The sequence below is a fragment of the Paenibacillus agaridevorans genome, from assembly GCF_018604145.1.
GTDB lineage: Bacteria > Bacillota > Bacilli > Paenibacillales > Paenibacillaceae > Pristimantibacillus > Pristimantibacillus agaridevorans.
Map to the genome: position 1 here is coordinate 1,105,337 of NZ_CP075889.1, position 24,272 is coordinate 1,129,608.

The following is a 24,272-nucleotide window of genomic DNA, read 5'->3' on the forward strand; positions in this document are numbered from 1 at the left end:
ATTCCGTTTTCACTGATTTATTGGATAGCCAAATGGCCAGGTGCTAGCCTATTTGGCGGATTGTGTATGAATTTTCATACACGTTTGGCCAGTTGCCGGCCTATTTGGCGGATTGTGTATGAATTTTCATACACGTTTGGCCAGTTGCCGGCCTATTTGGTGGATTGTGTATGAATTTTCATACACGTTTGGCCAGTTGCCGGCCTATCTGGTGAATTATGTATGAATTTTCATACACACTTAACTACGTATAAGATTTGTACCTAGGCCTTTCCACGAGTTCCGGCGAACTTGCGTTGCGGTAAGACCTGTCTTTTGTTTTATTTGTCTAGCCAAATGATGAGTCGTTTGATATCCGCAGCGTTCGGCTATCTCCGTAACGGTTAATCCCGTATGGACGAGCAGATCAATCGCCTTGTTTACGCGAAGCTTCCATAAATAATGGATAGGCGTATCGTTTTCATAATGCCGAAACAAACGAACGAGATGCTCCGAAGATACGCCGGCCTTGGATGCCAGGTCGGATAATGAAATATCCTCCATGAGATGTTCTTTCATCCATGATTTGGCTGTATACACAGACGCATGCTTCTCCCGTTCCGTTACGCGCTTCGACTCCAACGGTAATAATTGCAGCGCTGCCAAACCTAACGTGCGAAGCAATGGATCGCCCGGGTATGTTCGGTGTTGGATGGACAATAGAAGATCGGTCATACGGTTCAATTCTTCGGTCAACGGAAGAACGACAGGAAGCTCTGTCATAAACGTTAACGTTTCGTCCGTCAGCTCCCCGACATGCACGGCAATCCACCGATGCCACGTCTCCTCTTCCTCGGCAAATGCAAATCGTTCTTCGTAACCGGGCATCAGCTTTACGACATGACCCGGCTGCACTTGCATCATTTGACCCTCTATTGAAATGCTCATCGCGCCTGAATGCAGCAATACCAATTGTATGTCCTGCTGGATACGGGGACCGAAACGTCCGCCCGGCGGGTAAACAATCGAGCCGGCAGTGACCGATTGTACATGGTCAAGGCGAATGGGATGCGATAACGATGGATCCGGCATCATCTTGTCTTCCTTTCGTCGATGTTATTGTCATCATTGTATTTCATGATAATCAGTAATGTCAATTTCAGATACATATCCGATAATTGTATCCATTGTGGAGAAGAGGCGTTCGCTGTATTCTGACTCTATCAAGAGAAACATTATAATCATGGAGGGAATAACAAATGACTAATAAGTATACAGAGCCAATTCAACCGTTAAGCCAAGAGAATGTCGACTTTTTTATGGAGCAGGGGTATTATCTCTTCAAAAAGGGAATGAGCGAGGATCTAATCGATGCCTTTAACGGACACATCTACGATATTCGCAACCAATCCCCGATGCCGGAGTGGGCCGCCGTCGAAGAAAGCAAAAAATATTCGCTGCGCCTGTTCAATCCGCATAAACATGACAGCTTCTCCAGGCAGCTCATGAAAAAAAATATCGTACGCGGAGCATTGGCGCAGTTGATGGGCAAGGAAGCCGTATGCGTGCAGAGCATGTATTTTTACAAAGAACCCGGCTCTCCCGGCCAAGCGGCGCATCAGGATTATTATTACATTAAGAACGACCCGATGACGATGATTGTTGCTTGGACGGCAATGGAGGAATCCGTAGATGAGGAAAACGGCTGTTTGTGGGTCATGCCGGGTACGCACAAGCTGGGACTGCTGCCGCATGGCGCGGTCAAAAATATCGAAGAACACGAATCGTGGACCGAGGAGACGGAAGGCGTCGATACAAGCCGGCAAATCCCGGTTGTCATGGAGAAGGGAGATATCCTGTTCTTCAGCGAGCTTCTTATCCATTCCTCGAACAAAAACCGAAGCAAAGATCGCTGGCGCCGCTCATACGTTTGCCACTATATTCGAGAGGATTCCAATGTTCTTCACCGCGAGGACTTGCGTCAGAAATATCCTTTATACTAGTTAGCGCAAATTTGATGTTTGTCGATATTGCCGTTTACAAGATGGATTCCTTGCGTACAGGCACACATGGGCCCTTGCCTACATACAATGTACAACTGACGTTCTAGTGGGCATGGGCCGGAAACGCGAAACGAAGATTCGGCTTTCGTTTCATCCGCGGTTCTGCCAATACAGCATGGGGGTGTACGAAGGATGGGATTGTTCTCGGCAATTGCTTTGTTTATTAAACAGCTGACTCTGCTGGTCTCGTATGTCAAAAACAACGCGTTCCCTCAACCGCTCAAGGAAGAAGAAGAAGCCAAACATCTCGCGCTTATGGCAGAAGGCAACGGAGACTCGCGCAACATCCTGATCGAACATAATTTGCGTCTTGTCGCCCATATTGTTAAAAAATTCGACAACACCGGCGAAGACCTCGAAGATTTGATCTCCATCGGCACGATCGGCCTGATCAAAGCGATCGAAAGCTTCCAAACGGGCAAAGGCACGAAGCTCGCGACCTTCGCCGCTCGCTGTATCGAAAACGAAATACTTATGCATCTTCGCAGCTTGAAGAAGACGCGCAAGGACGTATCCTTGCATGATCCGATCGGCACGGACAAAGAGGGGAACGAGATTACTTTGATCGACATCCTCGGAACGGAGTCCGACGACGTGGCGGATAAAGTGCAGCTCAAGATCGAGAAGAGCAAGATTTACAAGAACCTAGACATATTGGATGACCGGGAGAAGGAAGTCGTCATTGGCCGCTTCGGGCTGGTGCATGGCGGGGATGAGAGGACGCAGCGGGAGATTGCGAAGGAATTGGGCATTAGTCGGAGTTATGTTTCGAGGATTGAGAAGAGGGCGCTTATGAAGCTGTATCATGAGTTTTATAAGGTGAAGAAGTGATATTAGCTCCAACACACAGAATACCGTTAGTAATATATGTACCAGTTGATGTAGCTTCAAAAAATGAAACCAAATGGCAGAGATGTCGTTTGGTTTTTTCATGTTACATACTAGACACATGTAGAGAGTGTTTTGGTTGGCTGATGAATAGTATAGTGCTCAGGCCATTGGCTGCCGGCAAACTTAATAGTTGCATGATCAAAATATGTTATAATGGTGTTTATTTTAGCGGTTATCGTATGCTGATGAGAGGAATGGAATTAAAGTTGATTGAAAATTTTTGGGGGGAATTACCTAAACCGTTTTTTGTACTTGCTCCTATGGAAGATGTAACTAATGTTGTGTTTCGTCATGTTGTGAGTAAAGCGGGTAGACCTGATGTTTTTTTCACTGAGTTTACAAGTACGGAAGGTTACTGTAATCCAGATGCTATATATAGTGAACGTGGGAGATTATACTTTACAGAAGATGAACAGCCTATAGTTGCACATATTTGGGGAAATAACCCTGATTATTATAGGGAAATGAGCATAGGTTTAGCTAAGCTTGCATTTAAAGGCATTGATATTAATATGGGCTGTCCTGCTCATAACGTCGCAGCTAAAGCTAAGGGTAGCGGACTTATTCTACAACCTAAGCTTGCAGCAGATATTATACAAGCTACTAAAGCAGGTGGATTACCTGTAAGTGTAAAAACTAGACTTGGCTATACACATGTTGATGAGTGGCGTGAGTGGTTATCACATATATTGCGACAAGATATTGCAAATCTTTCTATTCATCTACGAACCAAGAAAGAAATGAGCAAGGTGGCTGCTCATTGGGAGCTTATTCCTGAAATTAAACAGCTTCGTGATCAGATTGCATCCCATACATTATTAACGATTAATGGAGATATAGCTGATCGAAAAACAGGCTTAATGCTGGCAGAACAATATGGAATTGATGGAATTATGATCGGTAGAGGTATATTTAAAGATCCATTTGCTTTTGAGAAAACACCTAGAGAGCATAACAGAGACGAAAAAATTGAGTTATTAAACTACCATATTGATTTATATGATAAATATGCAACAGAACTAGAACCGAGACCATTTGTTCATTTACTTCGTTTTTTCAAGATATATATGAATGATGATAAGGCAGATGAGTTGAAAAATGAGCTCATGCAAACGAAGTCAACAGATGAAGTACGTCAAGTGCTACAAAACTTTACTAAATGATAGTGTTAAATAATCGCGAGGGCGCTCACCATGTCGGATGACGAGCCGTTGTACGTAGCGGCGATCGGTACGGACAAAGAGGGGAACGAGATCACATTGATCGACATCCTCGGGACGGAGTCCGATGACGTGGCCAAGCTTATCCTTACGAAGTAAGTTTTCTGGGAAAACCTTGTAAGTACAGCTCAAGATCGAGAAGAGCAAGATTTATAAGAATTTGGACATATTGGATGACCGCAAGAAGGAAGTTGTGATTGGTAGGTTCGGGCTGGTGCATGGCGGGGATGAGCGGACACAGCGGGGATTGCGAAGGAGCTGGGGATTAGCAGGAGTTATTATTCGAGGATTGAGAAGCGGGCTTTGATGAAGCTGTATCATGAGTTTTATAAGGCGAAGAAGTGATATAAAAAATGAAGAACCTTGCGGCAGCAAGGTTCTTCATTTTCTTCTGCGTGCCTTCAATTGCTCATTGACTTTGTTCATCATTTTTTCGTAGTCTTCTTTGTAACGTTTAACGGAATGCTGAATATCTTCAAACTCTTGATTAATTTTACGTTCTTTTGCTTGCGAATGACAGTAGGACCAGTCTATATGATCATACATAACGCCTATCATTTTTGTGGCCCACTCCAAGGAGCGTTGGTCACGAGTTGATGCGAATGCCTCTATTCGGTCTAGAATGATGTCTTCCATCCCCTGAACATGAACGACAAGTCCGGTTTCCTCCACTTCATATTCCAGAACACGATCGTACGAGCCCGAATATCTTCCGGAAGGGAATTCAACGATAGAATTCATATCAGGATTAAAGCAATCTTTTGAATCAACTTTTACGTAGCCAAGCCGTTCCATTACGCGGTAAGGGAAATCGGAATTAACGGCAATCAAATCAATATCTCGGGTCTTATAAAGTCCTTGTGTATAGGTTGCAACTACCAGCCCGCCTACGACAATAGGTACCGTTACATCGTTATCTTCAAAAACCTTGGAGATAATGCTGGCGACAGCGAGATCTTGACGCCAAGGGTCAGAAATTGTTTTGACTGTTTCAAATAATTCTAATAGCCCAGGGGCTACAAATATTTCTTCCATGCCGCCACCAACTCTTGTTTAGGTTTTGAGAACTTGCTTATATCGAACCGTTGTTCAATCATTTGCATTTCCACTGCGATGACTCGATTCCGCTGTTCGCTATCTCTGGACCGCGTTTCCGGCATTTCTGGAACGACATGCGAAAAGTATGTTACATGACCTTTCGTGCTTTCGAGTATGGAATTGAGCTTACGTTTCAAATGGAACTCCCCCCTAATCCTCATTTAGTTCAAGCATAGACGATAAGTGAAAATTTATACTTTGATGTTATTGTATCATCATTAATAAGACGATTGTACCTGGCATTTATTCTCGTATGAACTGCTTCAATTAATTTGACTCTTTAGTATATATAAAAATGTGGGTGACATCAGGTCGTGTCCACAACCCCAACAAATTCGACAACACCGGCGAAGACCTCGAAGATTTGATCTCCATCGGCACGATCGGCCTAATCAAAGCCATCGAAAGCTTCCAAACGGGCAAAGGCACGAAGCTCGCGACCTTCGCCGCTCGTTGCATCGAAAACGAAATACTTATGCATCTTCGCAGCTTGAAGAAGACGCGCAAGGACGTATCCTTGCATGATCCGATTGGCACGGACAAAGAGGGAAACGAGATCACCTTGATCGACATCCTCGGTACAGAGTCCGATGACGTGGCGGATAAAGTGCAGCTCAAGATCGAGAAGAGCAAGATTTACAAGAACCTAGACATATTGGATGACCGGGAGAAGGAAGTCGTTATCGGCCGGTTCGGGCTGGTGCATGGCGGGGATGAGCGGACGCACGAGTAGAATGTATGATTTGGTGCTGACCATCACGTTTGTACTCCGATGGCGTGCATTGCATGTATTTTTTGAATGTATTCGTGAAATGGCTCAGGTTGTCAAAACCCGTCTGCAGCGCAGCGTCAATGACCTTGCAACCGTCTGTCTGCAACAGGTCAGCTGCTTTGTTAACGCGGTAAAAGTTCAGGTAATCCATCGGCGTGACCCCCGTAAAGTCTTTGAAAACCCGACAAAAGTGGGACCGGCTGTGGGACAGCAATGATGCGAGTTCATCGATATAGATTTCGCGGGAGTAGTGTTCTTCGATATATTGCAGCACTCGGCTGTGCAAGAAGTTCAGATGAAACACAATGGCTATATATTCGCAGCCTTCCCTGGAGTAGCTGAACCCGGAATGGAGTTGGCCGGACCCCACCAATAAGCTGTCGCCGTCTTCGAGATCGAAAGTGAAGTCTGCAATCAAATTTCGCCTTATTCAGCCGCAAGCTTGCGGGTTCAGTATACGCAGGCGGAGAAGTTCAGCAGCAAGCCGAGCTTGATGATTCAGGCTGCACCTGCTTCGAGCGTTTTCTTCGAAGTGGAGGAGCAGGAAGAACGGCTCATCTTCACGACCTCTCATCTCCGATTGGAGATTAATAAGGCGACTTCCGCGTTCACTTACAAGGATAAAGATGGAAACGTTTTAACGAAAGAACCCAGACACGGCGGGAAAACGCTGGTGTCCATTGATGTGGAGAAGGCTGTAATCAACAACGCAACTTCGCGGCAAACGTCTCAAGGCGCCGACGGGGTCAGGGTTAGAATGAATGGGATAGAGCGCGTCGTGGACCGTAAGGCCTACCATACCAAGCTTGAGTTCGAATGGATGGAAGACGAAGCTCTCTATGGACTCGGGTCGCATGAAGAAGGAGTCATGAATCTGCGCGGGAGCCATCAATGCCTGTATCAACAGAATATGAAGGCTGTCGTTCCGATGTTGGTCTCGACGCGCGGCTATGGGATTTTAATGGACAGCTATTCACTTATGACGTTCCATGACGATGCTTTCGGCTCTTATTTGTGGACAGACGTAGACGACGAGATGGATTTCTATTTCATTTACGGCCCGGAATGGGATCGGATCGTAAGCGAATATAGGCATTTGACCGGTAAAGCTCCGATGCTGCCGAAGTGGGCATTCGGGTACGTGCAGTCAAAGGAACGCTATAAATCGCAAGAGGAATTGATCGACATCGTGGAAGAATACAGGAGACGTCGAATCCCGTTAGATTTGATCGTGCTCGATTGGCGTTCCTGGACCGGAGAGCTATGGGGGCAGAAGTCTTTCGATCCGGAACGGTTCCCTGATCCGGCGGCAATGATGGACCGCATTCACGAGCTCAAAGCGAAACTAATGGTATCGATATGGCCTATCATGAGCAACGATGGACCCAACCATGTGGAGATGAAGTCGAAGGGACTTCTCTTGGGCAACCAGGCAACGTACGACGCCTTCAACGAGGAAGCTCGCAAGTTGTACTGGAAGCAGGCAAACGAAGGATTGTTTTCTTACGGCATCGATGCCTGGTGGTGCGACTGCACGGAACCGTTCGAGGCAGACTGGACTGGGGAGGTGAAGCCCGAACCGGAAGAAAGAATGCAAATCAATACGAACGAAGCCAAGAAGTACTTGGACCCCGAATATATTAATGCCTTTTCTCTCCTGCATTCGAAAGGGATCTACGAAGGGCAGCGCGATGTAACGGAGAATAAACGGGTCGTCAACCTGACCCGATCCTCCTATGCCGGACAACAAAGGTATGGAACCATTACCTGGTCGGGAGATACGGCGGCGAATTGGGACACGCTGCGAAGTCAGATTCCGGCAGGTTTACACTTTAGTGTAACGGGCTGTCCGTACTGGACAACGGATATAGGGGCTTCTTTGTTGCCCGAAAAGAGGAACTTTGGTTCTGGAATGCCGACTATGATGCCGGCTGCGAGGATTTGGGGTATCGGGAACTTTATGTGCGTTGGTTTCAGGTTGGCACCTTCCTGCCCATGTTCCGGTCACATGGAACGGATACGCCAAGAGAAGTATGGCGCTTCGGCGAACCGGGCTCCATCTGGTACGATACGCTCGTACGTTTTATCCGACTGCGTTATCGTTTAGGGGAGGACAAACCATTCAAGCTCAGGCTACGCTCGATAAGATGCCGTTATTCGTTCGTGCCGGAGCTATTGTACCTATGGGGCCGGAAATTCAAAGCACGGAAGAAGAAACAGATAGCCTAATCGAACTTCTGATTTACCCAGGGAAGGATGGCAGCTTTATCTATTATGAGGACGCAGGTGACGGTTACGAATACGAAAAAGGCGCTTTCGCCACGGTTCCGATCCACTGGAATGATCAGTCTCGGCAGTTGGTGTTCGGTAAACGGGATGGCTCCTATCCGGGAATGAAAGAGAAACTTGATTTCTCCATCATCCTAGTGGGGGGAGGGCTAGGCTACGGGTTGACGGAAGCCGGGGAGCAGGCAGTCATCGTCGAATACGACGGTAACGAACAAGAAGTATCGGTGCGGGTAGATTAGGGTAACCAAAGCAAGTGCCAACTATACTCACTCTCAAATTGAGGTGTCCGATGTGATTACCAATTTTCGCCTGGATAAAGTGACGGTTACCGACCATGACTTTGCTTCTATCCGCCTGCTCGAAATTGGCGTTTGCCGATCGCGATGAACGGTTGAAGTCGAAAGCCGAAGAAGCATTTTTTGAACAAGTTTAAAAACCATCAAATCGGCATTTTGATAAAACGAGAACTTGAACACTCGTAAATATGATATTAAAGTGATAGGGAAGAGGCTTTCAGTGTTACCGTTACGACAAGGTTACGAAGACGGTATTTGGAATGATTGCTTTCAAGGAGGAGAACTTCGTTGAGCTATTTAAAGATTTGGGATGCGCCTGCAGGTGCGGTTGGCCGGGATGATTTTATCGTAAGCGTCCGTGCTGCCGGGGAAAACTGGCAGCCGCTTTTCGTATATGAAGCGAAGGTGGACATGCATAACGTGAGACGTGCCTCCATGGCCTATTTCGACATGGAAGGAAGCGTGGAGGTAAGGGTCGAGAGCCGGAAGGAAATCGTACGGCAAGTCGTTATCCGGCCTCTCTCGAAACAAATTCCTTTCAAGGTAGAAGGAGCGGCAATAACCTTCCTTTTGAATGAACCGTGCAAGCTGTCCATTGAAGTGAACGGTGACCGCTTCGGCAATCTTCATCTATTCGCGAATGCTCCGGAGGAGAATCCGCCGGAAGCGGACGCTCCGAATGTACTGTTTCTGAAACCTGCCATCCATCGGATGGAGGATGTTTATCAGTTGGCCGGCAGTCCGAAGGAGTCCGGGGGCGCGGCGCCGGAAGTGATCTATTTCGGGCCCGGGATGCACTATCTGGAGGAGACGATCTTCCGCATCCCGTCCGGGAAAACCGTCTATATCGCCGGCGGCGCCATTGTCGTCGGCTCGCTTGTCTGCGACCATGTGCAGGATGTAACGATTCGTGGCAGAGGCGTGTTGTATTTATCCGATTTCCACCGGTTCTCCGCGTTCCGGGGTGTGCGGATCACTTATTCGAACCATATTAGCGTGGAAGGAATCGTGCTGCTGGACCCGCCGCACTACAGCATCTACATCGGCAAGTCCGAGCATATCCGGATTCGCAACTTCAAGTCCTTCAGCACGCGGGGGTGGTGCGACGGCATCGACATGATGTCCAGCTCGCATATCGAGATCGAAGATGTATTCCTTCGGACGTCCGACGATTGTATAGCCGTATACGGAAGCCGTTGGGATTATAAAGGGGATTCGCGCTGCGTAAGCGTCAAGAACTCCGTCCTTTGGGCTGACGTAGCCCATGCGATGAATATCGGCGGACATGGGGACTACCGCCGGGGAGGCGACTTGATCGAGGATATCGAGTTCAGCAACATCGATATATTGGAGCATCATGAGCCCCAGCCCGGTTATTGGGGCGCCATGAACATTAACGCCGGAGATAATAACACGGTACGGAACGTCGCCTTCGACAACATCCGAGTGGAGGATTTTGAATTAGGCCAGCTGCTGGACATCCGTGTCGTGTGGAATGAGAAATACAACCCTGTGTCCGGCAAACGGATTGAGAACATTCATTTCCGGAACGTGACCTATAATGGAAGAAATGAAAACAAAAACCGAATTTACGGATTCGACCGGGAAAGGACTGTGGAGGGTGTCACCTTCACAAATCTGCATATAAATGGTGAATTGATCTTGAATGCGGAGCAAGGACATTTCGACATCAATGAGCACGCCGATGGCATTCAGTTTCGTAGATGACTAAATAACGGTTCTGAACGAACTGGGGGACTACATACAAGATCAGTCTCCCAGTTCGTTCTCCCAATAGAGATATCGAGGGGGATAGCCAGATGAAGGAAGAACGTGCAGGGGGAAGGCTAAAACGTCTCTTTAGGAAAAATCCTTTATTGATCAAAATCTTATCCTCCTATTTAGTTATTGTTATCGTTCTGTTGACCGTTTTTTCTTTTGTACTATTTCGTACTTACAGCAATAAAAGTATAGAGCAAGTCAGTCATACTTCTGAAAATTTTATATCGCAATCCTATTATATTGCGGATTTAATGCTCATAAATGTCTATTATAACTTTTATCAGTTATTTATTAACGGTGTGGATAGCGATTTTAATTATGGTTTGTATGTTGATCAATCAGACGCATTCGCCGATCAAGACGTATTGCGGAAATTAAGGCAATATGTGAAGTCAAATCCGCTTATTCGATCCATTTATCTTTATAATTCAAAGACGGACAGGGTCATTTTCAATATATCCGAGGTAGGAGAAGGGATTCAGTCCACAGCAGATTTCTTGGATCAAGACATAATTAATATTTTCAGTAACAAAGAGCAAACTGTATCGGGTAAATATTTCACAAGAAAAGTGGATTATGTAATAAACAACAAAACGATAAGCGAAAATTTCTTGACTTTGGTTCTAACCAATACTTCAAGTCAGGGTGAAGTCGAATCGTCATTAGTCATTAATTTAAATGAAAGAATTCTGCAGGAGATGGTTACCAGCGGGAGTGCCGGGGATCTCAATCAAGTATTGATCATGTATAAAGACGGTAATGTATTGTCACATGATGACACTTCAATGATCAATAAAAATCTTTCCGATGAAAGCTTTGCCAAACAAATCATGTTGTCAAACGATGAAAAAGGCAGCTTTATAACGAAGATCAATGACAGGGAATCCCTTGTCAGCTATGTGAAAGCAAAACATTTAGGCTTGATATTTATAGGCATAGGCGATTATAGCAAGCTGTTGATGTCGGCCTATTCGATGCAAAGAACTTTATTGATATTAACGATTATTTTCATCCTTGCTGGAATCGTTCTGGCTGTATTTTTTACTTCGAGTATATATAATCCGTTTCGAAAACTGCTTCATAAATATAGACTGGACTCAAATAGGCTAATGAATGATAAGAAGAAGGCATTGTTGGGCAAATTGCTTGATGGGGAAATCGACGATAAAATCCGCGACCACGATTATAGGACGGAATGCGGGGTAAGCTTCGACGATCCAAACTACGTAACCCTCGTGCTTAAGATGGATTCGCTTGAAAAAGTTCTATCGGGTAAATGGTCGAAAGATGTAAGATTGGTTAAATTTGCAATTCTTAATATTGCCAGCGAATTTTTCAGGGAAAAACGATTGAAGGTAGAGGGCATCGATAACGGATACGATTATGTAAGTATGATTATAAATGTAAAGGATAGAAGCGACGAGATTGTGAGTCATATCATCGATTCGACAATGGAAATACAAGATCAGGTAGAAAAGTATTTGAAGATTTCGGTATCTGCGGGAATAGGCGATATGGTAGAAGGGGTTGAAGGAATCGGACAATCCTTCCAGCATGCGCTGGCAGCCTCGAGTTATCGCATTATTTACGGCAGAAAAGCAGTCATAGAATATCGCGATATAGCCGAACGAAACAATAAGGGTATCCATGACTATCCTTATGAGATTGAGAAGAGAATAATCGAAGCGATAAAGGAACGCAATATGAGAAAAATGGACACAAGCCTTAACGAGTTTTTTGAAAGGCTTGTCTTATCCAGCGCGGATGAAATCCAAATCACGGTGCTTCAGTTAGCCGTCTTGCTCACAAGGACACTAAGCGGTATAGCCAAGACTAGCATAGAAAATGGAGAGTACAGCATAAAGGTGCTTATCGCCGAAATTCAGACCTGCGAAACGTTGGAGGAAATCAAGACGTATCTGTATTCCATTTGCTCCAGAGTTATAGAGACAAAAGGCAATGACGCAAAAGAAAATGTAAAATCGATCATTGCGAATAAAATAAAGGATTATGTCGGAAAGCATTATAATAGCATAAATATTTCGACGGAATCGGTAGCGAAGCATGTAGAGCTGTCCCCTAATTATGTCAGGTCTATATTCAAAGAGATAACAGGTATATCATTATCCGATTATATTACACAATGCAGGATGTCGGAGGCGCAGAGACTTCTTCTTGAAACGGATGATTCTGTCAGCAGGATCGCGGAAGCGGTTGGGTATCCGGAGAATAGCAAGCACTTCTTTACCATATTCAAAAAATACTTTGGCAAAACCCCGGAGAATTATAGAATGAGTATCCAAGACAACGGGAGTCCAAGCAAGCGAACTTCGAATGAGTAAAGGGAATGGACAAAGAACCGATAGCGGTATGGCTATGTCGATGTAGTCATCCAAGCTGTCGGTTCTTTTTTTTGTAATCCGCCGGAGTTCAAATAGCATCTGGATACGTTAAGGCGTGTTTTCGAACAGGTTCAAATACAATCAAACGTCATGATTGATAAAACGCGAACTTGAACGAGCATAAATGTACCATTAGAGTCAAAGGGGAAAGGGCTTTCAGTGTGACCACGACGCGAGCCATGAGATTTGCTTAGCATATAGGGAGGATGATCAGTATGAGTGTAGCATTGAGCAGTAACAAAGCGGACCGCGTAGTGATGAAGAAGAAAAAAAAGAGCTTCCTATCGGATGTGAAACAAAATTTCTATTTGTACTTATTGGTTTTACCAGGCGTTTTATTTTTTGTGATTTTCTCATACCTGCCGATGGTAGGAATCATCTTGGCTTTTCAAGACTTTAATGTGATGAAAGGACTTTTTGGAAGTGAATTTGTAGGTCTGAAAAATTTCGAGTATTTCTTCTCCTCAAAGGATTGGCTGGTCGTAACCTGGAACACCGTGTATTTAAACATATTGTTTCTTTTTTCCGGTTTGTTTTTTGCGATCCTGATCGCCATTGTTTTATCCGAAATCAGATCCAAACATTATAAGAAAGTGACACAATCTGTTGTCATTCTGCCGCATTTTATTTCCTGGACCTTGGTGTCGATGTTTGTTTTTGCATTATTGTCGACGGATGTAGGTTTTATTAATGCCATTTTAAAAACGTTTGGTTTTATTCAGGAAGGAGAGGAAATCAATTTTTATTCCAATCCGAATTTATGGGTTGGCATACTGGTTGTTCTAAAAATATGGAAAGATGCGGGTTTCGGCTCCGTTATCTATTTGGCAGCTATAGCAGGCATGGACCAGAGTATGTATGAAGCTGCCAAAATTGATGGAGCAAGCCGGTTGCAGTGTATGACAAAGATTACGTTGCCGCAGCTCAGATCAACAGCCGTTCTATTGACCTTATTTGGCATCGGAGGCATATTTCACGGAGATCTGGGAATGATTTATGCGATTGTAGGGGACAACCCTAGCTTGTATGAGGCGACCGATGTCATTGATACTTATGTATTCAGAATGCTCAGGCAAATGAATGAAATGAGCATGACTGCCGCGATCGGATTTTATCAATCCATTGTAGGTTTAGTCATCGTATTTGTAGCGAATTATTTGGCCAGGAAGTATGATTCGGATTCTGCCATTTTTTAAAGGAAGGAGATTGAAAATGAAAAGCAGCTTGGAGAATAAAGCAATAGATCTATTTTCTTATGTTTTCATGGCCATATTTTCAATATTCTGCATTGTGCCTTTTATCCTTATTATATCAAGCTCCCTATCAGGCGAAAAAGCTGTACAATTAACCGGTTTTTCTCTTATTCCAAAAGATTTCTCGTTATTTGCTTACGAGGTCATATTTCAGGATAACACCATATTCACCGCTTACAGGACAACGATCATTATAACAGTTGCGGGTACATTCCTTTGCCTGATCCTTACCAGCGCTATGGCATATGCTCTTTCCGTCAAAACGTTTACCCACAGAAACAAATTTGCTTTTTTCGTCTTTTTTACGATGTTGTTTAACGGAGGTTTGATACCTTCGTACCTCCTCATCTCCAAATATTTAGGTTTAAGCGATAATATCCTGGTTTATATTATTCCGGCGCTGATTAATCCGTTTAATATGTTTCTGTTAAGAAATTTCTTCAATCAAATACCGGATTCGCTGGCGGAGTCCGCCAAAATAGACGGAGCGAATGACATCTATATTTTGTTTAAAATCATCCTTCCATTGGCAAAACCCGCACTGGCAACAATCGGATTGTTTTATGGACTCGGTTTCTGGAACAAATGGTTTGAAGCTACCCTTTATATTAACGATAAAGATCTGTACTCCTTGCAATATCTGATCATGAAGGTACTGAGAGAAGTGGACTTTATGTATCAAATGGATTACATGCAAGGAGCTGTGATTAATTATGTCGCCCCAAAAAATACGGTTAAAATGGCTACAGCCGTAGTCACTACAGGCCCTATTATATTTGTTTATCCATTTGTGCAAAAGTACTTTGTTAAGGGGCTAGTAGTTGGAGCTGTTAAGGGCTAAACCCGCAAAAAGCGGTTTAGTATAGATGATTGAATAATAAAAGGGAGGAAGTAACATGAAGAAAAAGTTTTTTGTAGTGATGCTTGCGGTCACGATGCTTACTGCTTTATTCGCAGCATGCAGCAAGCAAACAAACGAGCCTTCTGGAAGCACGGCGCCAACCGGCAGTCCGACAGAAGGTACGGATCCTGCAGCAAAGAAGGATCCGGTTACGCTTAATATTCGTTTCTTCGGGAATGAGAACGGGCATTATCGCGATGTCGATCCCGCTTTCAGAGAGTTCGAGAAACGGACGCAAGACACGCTTAATACGAAATTGAATGTGGTATGGACACCGACTGCCGACTATGGAACAAAACATCAATTATGGATGACATCGGGAGAAGACGTCGACCTGTTTGTCCCGTGGGAATTGACTAAATTCGCCAAAGACGGCGTATTGGCGGATTTAAGCGAATACTTTAACAACCCCAAATATCCAGGACTTCAAAAGGCTTTCTCCGAAGAGTATATCAACGATAACATGCTCTTCGGCAAAACCTATGCCATTCCGATTACCAACTCTTTCATGGATATGGAGGGCGTATGGTACAGAAAAGATTTGTTAACGAAGTATGGAATGGACGAGATCGGCAGTTATGACGATTTGTATAACTTCCTTGAAAAAGTGAAAGAAAACGAAAAAGACATGATCCCGTTTGGGAACTATGGAAATACTGCTTTCTTTAAATTATTCACCGATATCAATGCACAACAGCTGGAGGGGAAAGTATTTCCGTTCACCGGCCAAGGAAATCCGAAGAAAAATTTTGTTTACGTTCAAATCGCCGATGACGGGAAATCCGTTGCGGGTGTGGCGGCTTATGGCGACCCGGCATCCGAATGGGCTAACTTTCATCCCGAATACGGTCTGAATTATTTGATGAACCAGTTTAATCAAGCGAAGCGGTTTAACCAATTTATTCCCGTAGACACCTTGACGAACACGACTGGAACAGGTAAGCCTGAAGCTGCAGGATACATGACTGTGGGCGGTTTCAAGGGGAAAGAAGCCGAGCAAAAGGCAAAAGATCCGAATGCGGAGATCGGTTTCTGGCCGATCATGAAGAACAATCAGGAAATGACGCCTGGAACGCAAGCCACGGACGGCAAGGCGTGGAATTTCGTGGCAGTACCTGCTAATTCCAAGAAAATTGACAGAACCATGGAATTCCTGGATTGGCTGTTCTCTAGCCAGGAGAACAACGACTTATTCACTTACGGTATCGAAGGCGAAAACTGGGAGGCTGTTGGAGAGAAACAGTGGAAAGTTCCGGACGGTGTCGATCCCGCGAAAAATTACTCGTTCCCTGGTTACCAATTGACATGGAATCCGACATTGATCAGAATTCCAGCCGGACTGCCGGAGCAGATTCAACAATATACGGAATATCAATACAAGCCGGACACGTATCAGAAACATGTATTGGCAGGATTTACATTTGACCCGGAGCCTGTGAAAAATGAAATCGCCAAATGCAACACCGTCATGGATAAGTATCTTCCTTTCTTATTGTCCGGTTTTGGCGAAGTTGAAGATAATTTGACAAAGATGAATAAGGATTTGAAGGATTCGGGCGTGGAAAAAATCAAAGAGGAATTAAAAAATCAAATCAACGCCTTCCTCGCCCAGAAGTAAAATTTAAATCAATGATTAGGAACACCTTAGATTTCAGGATATCGAATCTTTTGGTGTTCCTAATGATAGAAACAGAAGTACCAATGGGAGGTGAGAGAAAACGAGAACATACGAAACAAGCTTGGGGTTGGCGAAAGAAGCAGCAAGCAAAAAAAATGATGTAAGGAGAGGGTATCACTTATGATTTTGCAAAACATGAAAACAACCTGGGCGGCGCGCGCCCTGGCACTCTGTCTGGCGACAGCCATGCTGTTGCAATTGCTTGTCCCCGCGCCGAATAGTCGCGTATTCGCGGCCAATGAAGATTCGCAGACTGAACCCGCTCAGTCTGAACCCGCTCAATCTGAACTTGCTAACGGCATTCTGGATAAGATCGACTTCGGCGATCCCAATTCTGAAAACGCTCACAATTTCAAAGGGGAGCTCACCAGTGTGATTACCGGTTTTAAGGGGGAAAATGCCAGAGTATCCGAGCCGCGTAATCCTGCTTCAGAAACAGGAGGTTTTTTAACCTTCTCGATGAAGGTGGATCCGTATTTGCAAAATTACTTTACGGTTAAATTTGCTGGAGATGAGACGATGTCTTCTCGAGCGCAAATTGTGATCAATGGCGAACAGGTCGGGTATTTCAAAGGGGGAGATTATTCACCTTTGTTAGGCGGCGAACGAGCGCCGAATCAATTTATATACAGCACCATTGTTCTACCTCTGGAGTCAACGAGAGGGAAGGAAATTGTGGAAATTACAATTAATACAACGATTCCTTGGGGGAAGGTCGAACACCCATCAAGAGGGTACTACACCGGTTATACCCATACCCAGGCCTATATTGATGTAGATGATGAAGTGCAGGGGTATAAATTCAAAGAAAATCAGGGACCGGAGACTGTGGTGCTTCCTGAAGAAACGGCTGAACAGATTGAAGCGAAAATTGATCAGTTGGAACAAGAACCCATTAACACCTTTATGAATCATTATAACCATCTTGGTCAAAGTCCGAATAATACGTTAAATATCGCGAAATACACAAATGCTCTTCGGTTTTATGCCATGGTCTTGAAATCGGACATATCTCCCATGCAGACCCCGGAAGCGAAACGCGAAGCGTTAATGCGCATGTTCCAGGCCATTGATGTTCATACGAAAAACTATTATGGAAATACAAGACTGGTGCTTCGCGGAGGACACCAGGGGGATTGGGGCGGCTTTTATGGAGAATTAGGAGAGGCTTTATATCTTGCTGAAAACCTGATCATTGATGAAGATGTGTTAGGAGAAGAAGAATATAATGCCTTCTTGGATCAACCCTTTGATACAGGAACGGTGGAAGGCGAATTTTCCCTTGCCAGCGCAGGGTGGAATGGTGAACCATTAACCCGCCGCATGGCATGGGAACGAGTACTGAAAGCTAACTTTGATTTCGCCCGTTCCAGACAATCGTATATTACGAATCAGGTGTTCTATACGTACGAAGGCGCATGGAAAGCTCATGAAGGGCTCAGGATGGTAGGGTCCGAATTTTATGAAGGGAAAGAGCGCAGTCATAACATTCTATATGAAATATTCGGGATAAGTCCATGGTTAGGAGAAGAAGTATTGGTTGGTCCCAACGGGGAAGAATTGGACCTTTATCATTCTTTGTTTGCTCATGATGGTTCGGCCGTCTTTACGGATGATTATACACACATTGTCGGAAAAGGACTTGCCAAAAGCAAATTGGATGAAGAAGGCCATGTCGTTCGACGCAAGCCTTATGGAGAACATCATACAAATCTAACCAAAGGCGGATTGGGAAGAGAAAATCACTATGTAGGTATTTATGGGGAAGTAACCAATTATATATTGGAATACTTCTATAGAACCCTGGATCAGCCTGGGGATGAAGAACTCAATGATGAACTTCTGAAACAAGCTCTGAACAGTTTTTATGGTCGTTTATGGACCCGAATCCAAGACCTGGATGATGAGGGCAAACGACTCATAGCGATGAATGCCCCTTTAGATGAACGGAATGGAGGCATGCCTTCCAGAACTCCCGCTTATGGCGCGAGAATGCTCGGATATAGTACGTCCTATGCTTATTTGGAAAAACATATGGCGGATCATGAGGAACGTTATAGCGGTCCGGAATGGGAGCGGTATTGGGAATACGCTAAATATACGGTAGGTGCCGTACAGCAGATGAAGATGGATAATCGATTGCTGATGGATTTGTCTTCGAAGGATTTCCATCTGCGTGATACCTATGACTATATATTTAATACCAGAAAGGACTATGCCAGATTTAACGAGGTAAAAGCCGGGGTTGTCATTCCTCAGACCGATTTTGATTATTATACAGAAGAAGAGATCGCTGCATTAGGTGTCAATCCGGAGGATTATGAACAGTTTGCATGGATTGACGTAGATAATAATTTCGTCTCCATGCGAGATGGGGACTTTAGATTGTTCGGGTCTCTATCAAGGAATAATATGGCATTCCCAGGAACGGGAAATCTTCATATTGTCACACCTGAATATGTACGACTGGTACAAGTTGCTACCAATAATCAACTGCAATATGAAGATTATTACATCAGACCGCATGATGTGGATATCTATTTCCAGCGAGTAGATCCGCCAATCAAAGGTTTTGCGCCTCAATCCTTGGCAGGCGAAATATTGCCTATTGCTTATCAGCCAGGGGTTGGTACAGTGGTGCGGGACAATCTAGAAGTCGATCACCCCTATTCACCTTTGACGGATTTAATGGCTGCAAGATATGGGGAGTATTTCATCCTCGTGAATACTACTCGTGCTGAGTACGGGAATGAAAGTTCTTTTGAGGTGGAGCTGCCTTCCGATTATACAGGCAATGAGATCTTCGATTTTGTTTTAAAATCCAATATTTCGGTAACCAATGGAAAGGTGACGATTGGACCTGAAAGTGGAATGGTTCTAAAATTATCATCCGAATTTGATCCAGCGCCAAAACCAAATCACGTGGATTTTGTCAAAGCGAATGAAGGAAATGGATTCGTGGACGTGATATGGAAAACGACTGCCGGAGGACAAACGTATACCCTCAAACGTTCAGAATCCGAACAGGGTCCGTATGCCGTAATTGCAGATGGGTTAACGGGCAATCACTATAAAGACACCGCCGTGGTCGATGGGAACGTATATTACTATAAGGTGGAAGCCGTTAACGAACACGGATCAGGTTGGGAGTCGTGGCGCGCAAAAGCCGATCTGGGCGATGCCGCATCCAAAAATCTGGATGCCCCTTGGCAGCAGGATCTCATTGGCACCACCCAAGGCAGCGCAACGGTTAACGGTGACGGAATTACAATTCAGAATGTGGATGGTAACGGTCTTGGTGAAGGGGACGATTTTAATATCTATAAAAGAGATATTCAGGACTCCTTCCATTATGTCCATCAGGTCGCGGTTGGAAATAGCTCTATTAGTGCCAGAATTGATCAGAATAGCGGGGCTCTCGGCGGTATCATGTTAAGAGAAAAGCTTTCTGAAAATTCCCGTTATCTTTATTTTGGCGCGGATGACGAAGGAAACCTGGTACTGCAAGATCGTAATCGAATATCCTTTGTGCAATGGAGCGGTAAAGTTGTAAGTCCGTTCAATCATGGCATGAAAGGGTATCATGTCGACGACTATCCTTATATCAAGCTGTTGTGGCATCATAATTCGCAGATCGCCTATGCTTTCGTATCGAAAGATGGAGTCGAATGGGAATACGTCGCGAAGTCGGAAAGTTTATTTCCATATGCCTATTATACAGGACTCGTTTCGACTCAAGAGGCGGCATTCAGCGAAGTAACCGTATCGGCTATGCCGAGAGAGAGTCTAATGCCGTTTGTGGAGAAGGAAAAAGATCAAATCACTTTGCATTGGAATAAACCAAAGCAAGCCTCATGGTTCAACGTATACCGCACATACGATGAGGAGGCGAGTTTGACCGATCCGGTATTCAAGCCTGGTACGACCGAGCTGGAAGACGGCTCCCCTTGGGAGGAGGTCCTCACGAGTGCAAGAGCGATGCCATTCCGGGACAACCTGCGGTATGGAAGCGTGTACTATAAGGTGCTGCCCGTTCATGACGACGGCTCCCCGCAGCCGTTCTCGGCCACGGTTTCCGCTGATGCGGATTCCATTACGACGGTGATGGAGGATGCGAAGAGCTTGCCGGCCTACGACTATACGAAGGCGAGCTTCTATCTGTACCATAAGCAGTTGGACCGTATTGCAGCGGAGATGATGGAGAACGAATATGACGAGGCGCGGCTAATTGACGAAATCTACGAGGCGAAGGAGCTGCTCGTTTCGGTTCGGACATTGCTGTCGAACATTAAGATGGAGCCATCCATGGCCAGAGCCTCCGAGAAGTTCTGGCAGAATAATAACATCTCCGAGGAACAGAACGCATGGTATTTATTTGACGGAAATCCCGACACGATTGCCCACAACAGGTCAGCCGTGAGCTGGGTTGACGTGGACTTTGGCGCAGGGAACGAAAAAGCGGTGGATACGTTCCGCTACCTGCCGAGAAGAACGCATGTAAACCGAGTTAACGGAACCGTCTTCAAGGGCTCGAATGACGGCGTGAATTGGACCGATCTGTACAAGATTCCGAATACGTCGGTGTATCAGTGGTATTCTGCCCTTAATCCGGATAAGACGCCTTATCGTTATATCCGCATCTATGACGATCATAACGGCTTCGTGAACTTCGAGGAAATCGAGTTCCAGGAAATCGGCTTGGACAAGACGTTACTCGAGCAATTGCTGGAGGATGCGGCTGAGATCGTAGCCGAATATTACACAGCCGAAAGCTATGAGGCTTTCCAAACGGCGCATGCGGGCGCAGCTTCGGTGACAGGCAATGCCGATGCGTCTCAGGAAGAGATCGATGCGTCTGCGGCAGGCCTGCTGCAAGCGCTCGAAGAGCTGGAGTATATCGAAGGGCTGCCGGTGCTTGCTCCGGTAGGTGACAAATTCGTCATTGCGGAGCAGAAGATAACATTTACAGTTGAAGAAAGGAACGGCATGGAAGGCGTCCAATTCGACGCAGTCAATCTGCCCGCAGGAGCTTCCTTCAACACCGGGACGCGAACATTCGACTGGACGCCGGCCAAAGAACAAGGCGGCGTGTATCCGGTAACCTTTACCGTCAAATCCGGAGCATTGTCCACCTCCAGAACCATTAAGATTACGGTGAAAGGAAAGCCTGTAGTCACGGCTGAGCCGGTTGTGGAAGCGATGGCGAAGATGCCGCTCGCCTATCAGCTGCAGGCATCCGATCCTTCGGGGGCGGAACTGACTTACCGAGCTGAGAATCTGCCAGCGGGTGCATCCATCAACGCAGCGTCCGGCATGCTCTCCTGGACCCCGGGCCAGGCCGATTACGGCAGCCATCCGGTGGTCTTTACGGTCAGCAACGGAAGCTTCGAGGCCAGCCAATCCGTAGAGTTCAAGGTGAAGCTGAATGTAATTCCGTCTATTGGCTTTACGCAGGGCAGCCACTACCTGTACCTGAAGGAAGTGGCGCGGATCGAAGCGGAGATGGCGAAGCCGGAGGCCGATAAAGCGCAGTTGGCTGCGGAGCTTGAGCAGGCGGAAGGCTCGTTAGTGCCGTCCGAGCTTCTGGCGGAGAAAGTGCAAGTGACGCAAGCGATGGTCGTCGCTTCTTCTATCTCCTGGGATAACCAATATGACGCGGCAGCGAACGGATGGCGGGCTTTTGACGGCAATACGACGACGTCTCCCGATACGAAAACAGGAGCGGGCTGGGTCCGCGTCGATCTGGGTGAAGGCATGGGGCAGAAGCTCGGCTCCGTCAAATTTATTCCGAGAGTGTCTAATCTGGCCCGCATGAATAACGCGCTCATTCAGGGCTCCAACGATGGAACAAACTTCGTTACCTTGCATACCATTAGCGGCGTCACCGAGCTCAAATGGTATTCGGCGGCTATCGACAGCGATACTTCTTACCGGTATCTTCGTTATTTCACGCCGAACGGATTTGCCAATGTGGGCGAGCTCGAATTCTACAAGGTGATAACGGATGCGACACTGCTTGAGGTTCTTTTGAATGAAGCGGCTGCCATTCAAGCCGAACATTATATGGAAGATAGCGTAGCGGCGCTTCAAATGGCGATTTCGGCCGCGAATACGGTTTATGAGAATGGTGATGCAAGCCAAGGGGAAATTGATGCGGCGGCTGCAAGCCTGCTGCAAGCGCTGGAGTCACTCGTGATCAAGATTACGGCGTCGCTCGATCCCTCCGAACCAAACGGCCTGAACGGGTGGTACACGGCGCCGGTAACGGTGACGCTGTCGGCTCACGGGAATGTGCAGTACAGTATGGACGCCGGCGCCAACTGGTTCGTCTATGACGCGCCAGTTACGCTGAGCCAGGAAGGCATACACCAAATACTGTATCGTCCGGCAACGGGAACAGATGCGGTTCCTCCGAATACGGTGGATGCGAAGATCGATCTGACTGCGCCTCAAGTCACGATTGCCGGCGAAGCGTCGTATACCATTGATCAGACGATCAGCATCTCGTGCAGCGCGGTTGACGCCGTATCCGGCGTCACGTCTACGTCGTGCGAAGCGCCGCTTGTAGAGGTCAAGGCGTATACGCTTGAGCCGGGCGTTCATACCGTAACGGCGGATGCGGTGGATGCCGCCGGTCATCGCGGATCTGCTGAGCATACGTATAGCGTGGCCGCGACGTTCGAGAGCCTGTCCGCGCTGACTGTTACCTTTGCGGCAGAGACCGGAGCTTCGGGATGGCAAGGCATTGCGACATCCCTTCAGCAGAAGCTGGCGAGCGCGCAAGCGAAGGCTGCCGAAGGCAAAGGTCAAGAAGCTAGGAACCAGCTTCAGGCATTTATTCATGAAGCGAATGCTCAGAGCGGGAAGAAGCTGACGCAAGAGCAGGCGGCCGCGCTGGTCCGCTGGGCGCAGTGGCTGCACGATGAGACGCCGCTCGCGGGAGGGGTACCGGGGAAACCGGTCCTCTCCGACAACAACGGTCACGATGGACTGAAGGACGGCAGCTATACCGTCACCATGAACCTGTGGTGGGGGAACAACGGCACCGAGTTCAAGCTGTACGAGAACGGCGTGCCCATGGATACGCGGATGCTGACGGACAACTCGCCGAGTGCGCAAACCGTGAGGACCGATATTTCGGGCAAGGCGAACGGAACGTATACGTACACCTGCGAGCTGACAAATGCCTTCGGCACGACTGCATGCGACCCGCTTGTCGTCACCGTTACCGATGCCGCGCCGGGCAAACCGGAAGTGTCCCATGACAACTGGGATGGTGACGGGAATTACAAGGTTACGATGAATATGTGGTGGGGAACGAACGGTTCCGAATATCGTCTGTTCGAGAATGGGGAGTTGATCGACTCGCAGACGCTGACCGCAGCGACCCCGGGCGCCCAGAAGGCGACAACGGGCATCTCCGGCAGAGCTCCGGGCATATACGAATACCGCGCCGTATTGGTCAATGCGGCGGGAGAGACGTCCAGCGGGACGATTACGATTACCGTCAAGGAGCAAGAAGCTTAATCAATGAATTAACCTTCCTTAATCATGAAGCCTCCAATCGAATCTTCGTTCTGAATTGGGGGCTTCGCTTCTTGGAAATGAATAGAGAAAGAGTGGGGATAAACACTGACTGGCTGCAGCG

15 protein-coding genes and 4 pseudogenes are annotated in these 24,272 nt (G+C 46.4%); 15 read left to right on the forward strand and 4 right to left on the reverse strand.

The window, feature by feature from the left end; all coding sequences use genetic code 11:
- Window positions 1-240 precede the first annotated feature (240 nt).
- The gene (locus KJW29_RS04415; protein ID WP_214628888.1) at window positions 241-1,074 is read right to left on the reverse strand and encodes an AraC family transcriptional regulator; all 834 of its coding nucleotides are present in this window, start codon (window positions 1,072-1,074) and stop codon (window positions 241-243) included.
- A gap of 164 nt (window positions 1,075-1,238) precedes the next feature.
- Here KJW29_RS04415 and KJW29_RS04420 point away from each other — a divergent pair, with 164 nt between their 5' ends.
- From KJW29_RS04420 to KJW29_RS04435, 4 genes and pseudogenes are all read left to right on the forward strand, one after another.
- The gene (locus KJW29_RS04420; protein ID WP_214628889.1) at window positions 1,239-1,982 is read left to right on the forward strand and encodes a phytanoyl-CoA dioxygenase family protein; all 744 of its coding nucleotides are present in this window, start codon (window positions 1,239-1,241) and stop codon (window positions 1,980-1,982) included.
- 192 nt (window positions 1,983-2,174) lie between these two features.
- Window positions 2,175-2,873 (forward strand): RNA polymerase sporulation sigma factor SigK, encoded by a 699-nt coding sequence (gene sigK / locus KJW29_RS04425; protein ID WP_087566344.1) that lies wholly within the window; start codon window positions 2,175-2,177, stop codon window positions 2,871-2,873.
- Window positions 2,874-3,118: 245 nt separating this feature from the next.
- A complete protein-coding gene (locus tag KJW29_RS04430; RefSeq protein ID WP_214630992.1) occupies window positions 3,119-4,096 on the forward strand; it encodes a tRNA dihydrouridine synthase in 978 nt (325 codons plus the stop codon).
- A gap of 63 nt (window positions 4,097-4,159) precedes the next feature.
- Window positions 4,160-4,498 (forward strand): annotated as a pseudogene (locus KJW29_RS04435) (sigma factor-like helix-turn-helix DNA-binding protein); the annotation flags it as partial.
- A gap of 36 nt (window positions 4,499-4,534) precedes the next feature.
- On the opposite strand, the gene KJW29_RS04440 reads toward KJW29_RS04435, so the two are convergent.
- Both KJW29_RS04440 and KJW29_RS04445 read right to left on the reverse strand, forming a co-directional pair.
- Window positions 4,535-5,188, reverse strand: a complete 654-nt coding sequence (locus tag KJW29_RS04440) for a DUF6036 family nucleotidyltransferase (RefSeq protein ID WP_214628890.1) — start codon at window positions 5,186-5,188, stop codon at window positions 4,535-4,537.
- The gene (locus tag KJW29_RS04445) at window positions 5,170-5,388 is read right to left on the reverse strand and encodes a hypothetical protein (RefSeq protein ID WP_214628891.1); all 219 of its coding nucleotides are present in this window, start codon (window positions 5,386-5,388) and stop codon (window positions 5,170-5,172) included. The genes KJW29_RS04440 and KJW29_RS04445 overlap by 19 nt, the downstream gene beginning before the upstream one ends.
- 158 nt (window positions 5,389-5,546) lie before the next feature.
- Between KJW29_RS04445 and KJW29_RS04450 the strand changes: the two are divergent.
- A pseudogene (locus tag KJW29_RS04450) lies at window positions 5,547-5,975 on the forward strand (sigma-70 family RNA polymerase sigma factor); the annotation flags it as partial.
- Here KJW29_RS04450 and KJW29_RS36700 read toward each other — a convergent pair.
- Window positions 5,932-6,393 (reverse strand): helix-turn-helix domain-containing protein, encoded by a 462-nt coding sequence (locus KJW29_RS36700; protein WP_425517551.1) that lies wholly within the window; start codon window positions 6,391-6,393, stop codon window positions 5,932-5,934. The pseudogene KJW29_RS04450 and the gene KJW29_RS36700 sit on opposite strands and share 44 nt — an antisense overlap.
- A gap of 72 nt (window positions 6,394-6,465) precedes the next feature.
- On the opposite strand from KJW29_RS36700, the gene KJW29_RS04460 reads away from it, so the two are divergent.
- The 10 genes and pseudogenes from KJW29_RS04460 to KJW29_RS37010 form a co-directional block, all read left to right on the forward strand.
- Window positions 6,466-8,130, forward strand: coding sequence for a glycoside hydrolase family 31 protein (locus KJW29_RS04460; RefSeq protein WP_281426329.1), 1,665 nt, complete (start codon window positions 6,466-6,468; stop codon window positions 8,128-8,130).
- On the forward strand, window positions 8,019-8,252 hold the full coding sequence (locus tag KJW29_RS36420) for a hypothetical protein (protein WP_281426330.1): 234 nt from the start codon (window positions 8,019-8,021) through the stop codon (window positions 8,250-8,252). The genes KJW29_RS04460 and KJW29_RS36420 overlap by 112 nt, the downstream gene beginning before the upstream one ends.
- Window positions 8,207-8,551 (forward strand): DUF5110 domain-containing protein, encoded by a 345-nt coding sequence (locus tag KJW29_RS35945; protein WP_246608579.1) that lies wholly within the window; start codon window positions 8,207-8,209, stop codon window positions 8,549-8,551. Before KJW29_RS36420 ends, KJW29_RS35945 begins: the two co-directional genes overlap by 46 nt.
- A 345-nt stretch (window positions 8,552-8,896) precedes the next feature.
- Window positions 8,897-10,336 carry a glycosyl hydrolase family 28 protein gene (locus KJW29_RS04465; protein ID WP_214628893.1) on the forward strand — a complete coding sequence of 480 codons (1,440 nt, stop codon included), beginning with the start codon at window positions 8,897-8,899 and terminating at the stop codon, window positions 10,334-10,336.
- Window positions 10,337-10,428: 92 nt separating this feature from the next.
- Complete coding sequence (locus tag KJW29_RS04470) at window positions 10,429-12,732, forward strand: helix-turn-helix domain-containing protein (RefSeq protein WP_214628894.1); 2,304 nt, start codon at window positions 10,429-10,431, stop codon at window positions 12,730-12,732.
- Window positions 12,733-13,007: 275 nt separating this feature from the next.
- Window positions 13,008-13,988, forward strand: coding sequence for an ABC transporter permease (locus KJW29_RS04475; protein ID WP_214628895.1), 981 nt, complete (start codon window positions 13,008-13,010; stop codon window positions 13,986-13,988).
- A 16-nt stretch (window positions 13,989-14,004) separates the two neighbouring features.
- Window positions 14,005-14,886, forward strand: coding sequence for a carbohydrate ABC transporter permease (locus KJW29_RS04480; RefSeq protein WP_214628896.1), 882 nt, complete (start codon window positions 14,005-14,007; stop codon window positions 14,884-14,886).
- Between the two features lie 55 nt (window positions 14,887-14,941).
- Window positions 14,942-16,564: an ABC transporter substrate-binding protein gene (locus KJW29_RS04485; RefSeq protein ID WP_214628897.1), complete on the forward strand. Its 1,623-nt coding sequence runs from the start codon at window positions 14,942-14,944 to the stop codon at window positions 16,562-16,564.
- Between the two features lie 4,365 nt (window positions 16,565-20,929).
- Window positions 20,930-22,555: pseudogene (locus KJW29_RS37005) on the forward strand (putative Ig domain-containing protein); the annotation flags it as partial.
- Between the two features lie 999 nt (window positions 22,556-23,554).
- Window positions 23,555-24,151, forward strand: a pseudogene (locus tag KJW29_RS37010) (chitinase N-terminal domain-containing protein); the annotation flags it as partial.
- Window positions 24,152-24,272: the final 121 nt, after the last annotated feature.

Excerpts from the sequence above, each read along its gene's own strand:
- KJW29_RS04430 (WP_214630992.1), top strand. The coding sequence starts at position 3,119 with ATGAGAGGAATGGAATTAAAGTTGATTGAAAATTTTTGGGGGGAATTA.
- KJW29_RS36420 (WP_281426330.1), top strand. The coding sequence starts at position 8,019 with ATGTTCCGGTCACATGGAACGGATACGCCAAGAGAAGTATGGCGCTTC.
- KJW29_RS04485 (WP_214628897.1), top strand. The coding sequence starts at position 14,942 with ATGAAGAAAAAGTTTTTTGTAGTGATGCTTGCGGTCACGATGCTTACT.
- KJW29_RS04470 (WP_214628894.1), top strand. The coding sequence starts at position 10,429 with ATGAAGGAAGAACGTGCAGGGGGAAGGCTAAAACGTCTCTTTAGGAAA.
- sigK (WP_087566344.1), top strand. The coding sequence starts at position 2,175 with ATGGGATTGTTCTCGGCAATTGCTTTGTTTATTAAACAGCTGACTCTG.
- KJW29_RS04475 (WP_214628895.1), top strand. The coding sequence starts at position 13,008 with ATGAGTGTAGCATTGAGCAGTAACAAAGCGGACCGCGTAGTGATGAAG.
- KJW29_RS04480 (WP_214628896.1), top strand. The coding sequence starts at position 14,005 with ATGAAAAGCAGCTTGGAGAATAAAGCAATAGATCTATTTTCTTATGTT.
- KJW29_RS04415 (WP_214628888.1), bottom strand. The coding sequence starts at position 1,074 with ATGATGCCGGATCCATCGTTATCGCATCCCATTCGCCTTGACCATGTA.
- KJW29_RS04440 (WP_214628890.1), bottom strand. The coding sequence starts at position 5,188 with ATGGAAGAAATATTTGTAGCCCCTGGGCTATTAGAATTATTTGAAACA.
- KJW29_RS35945 (WP_246608579.1), top strand. The coding sequence starts at position 8,207 with ATGGGGCCGGAAATTCAAAGCACGGAAGAAGAAACAGATAGCCTAATC.
- KJW29_RS04420 (WP_214628889.1), top strand. The coding sequence starts at position 1,239 with ATGACTAATAAGTATACAGAGCCAATTCAACCGTTAAGCCAAGAGAAT.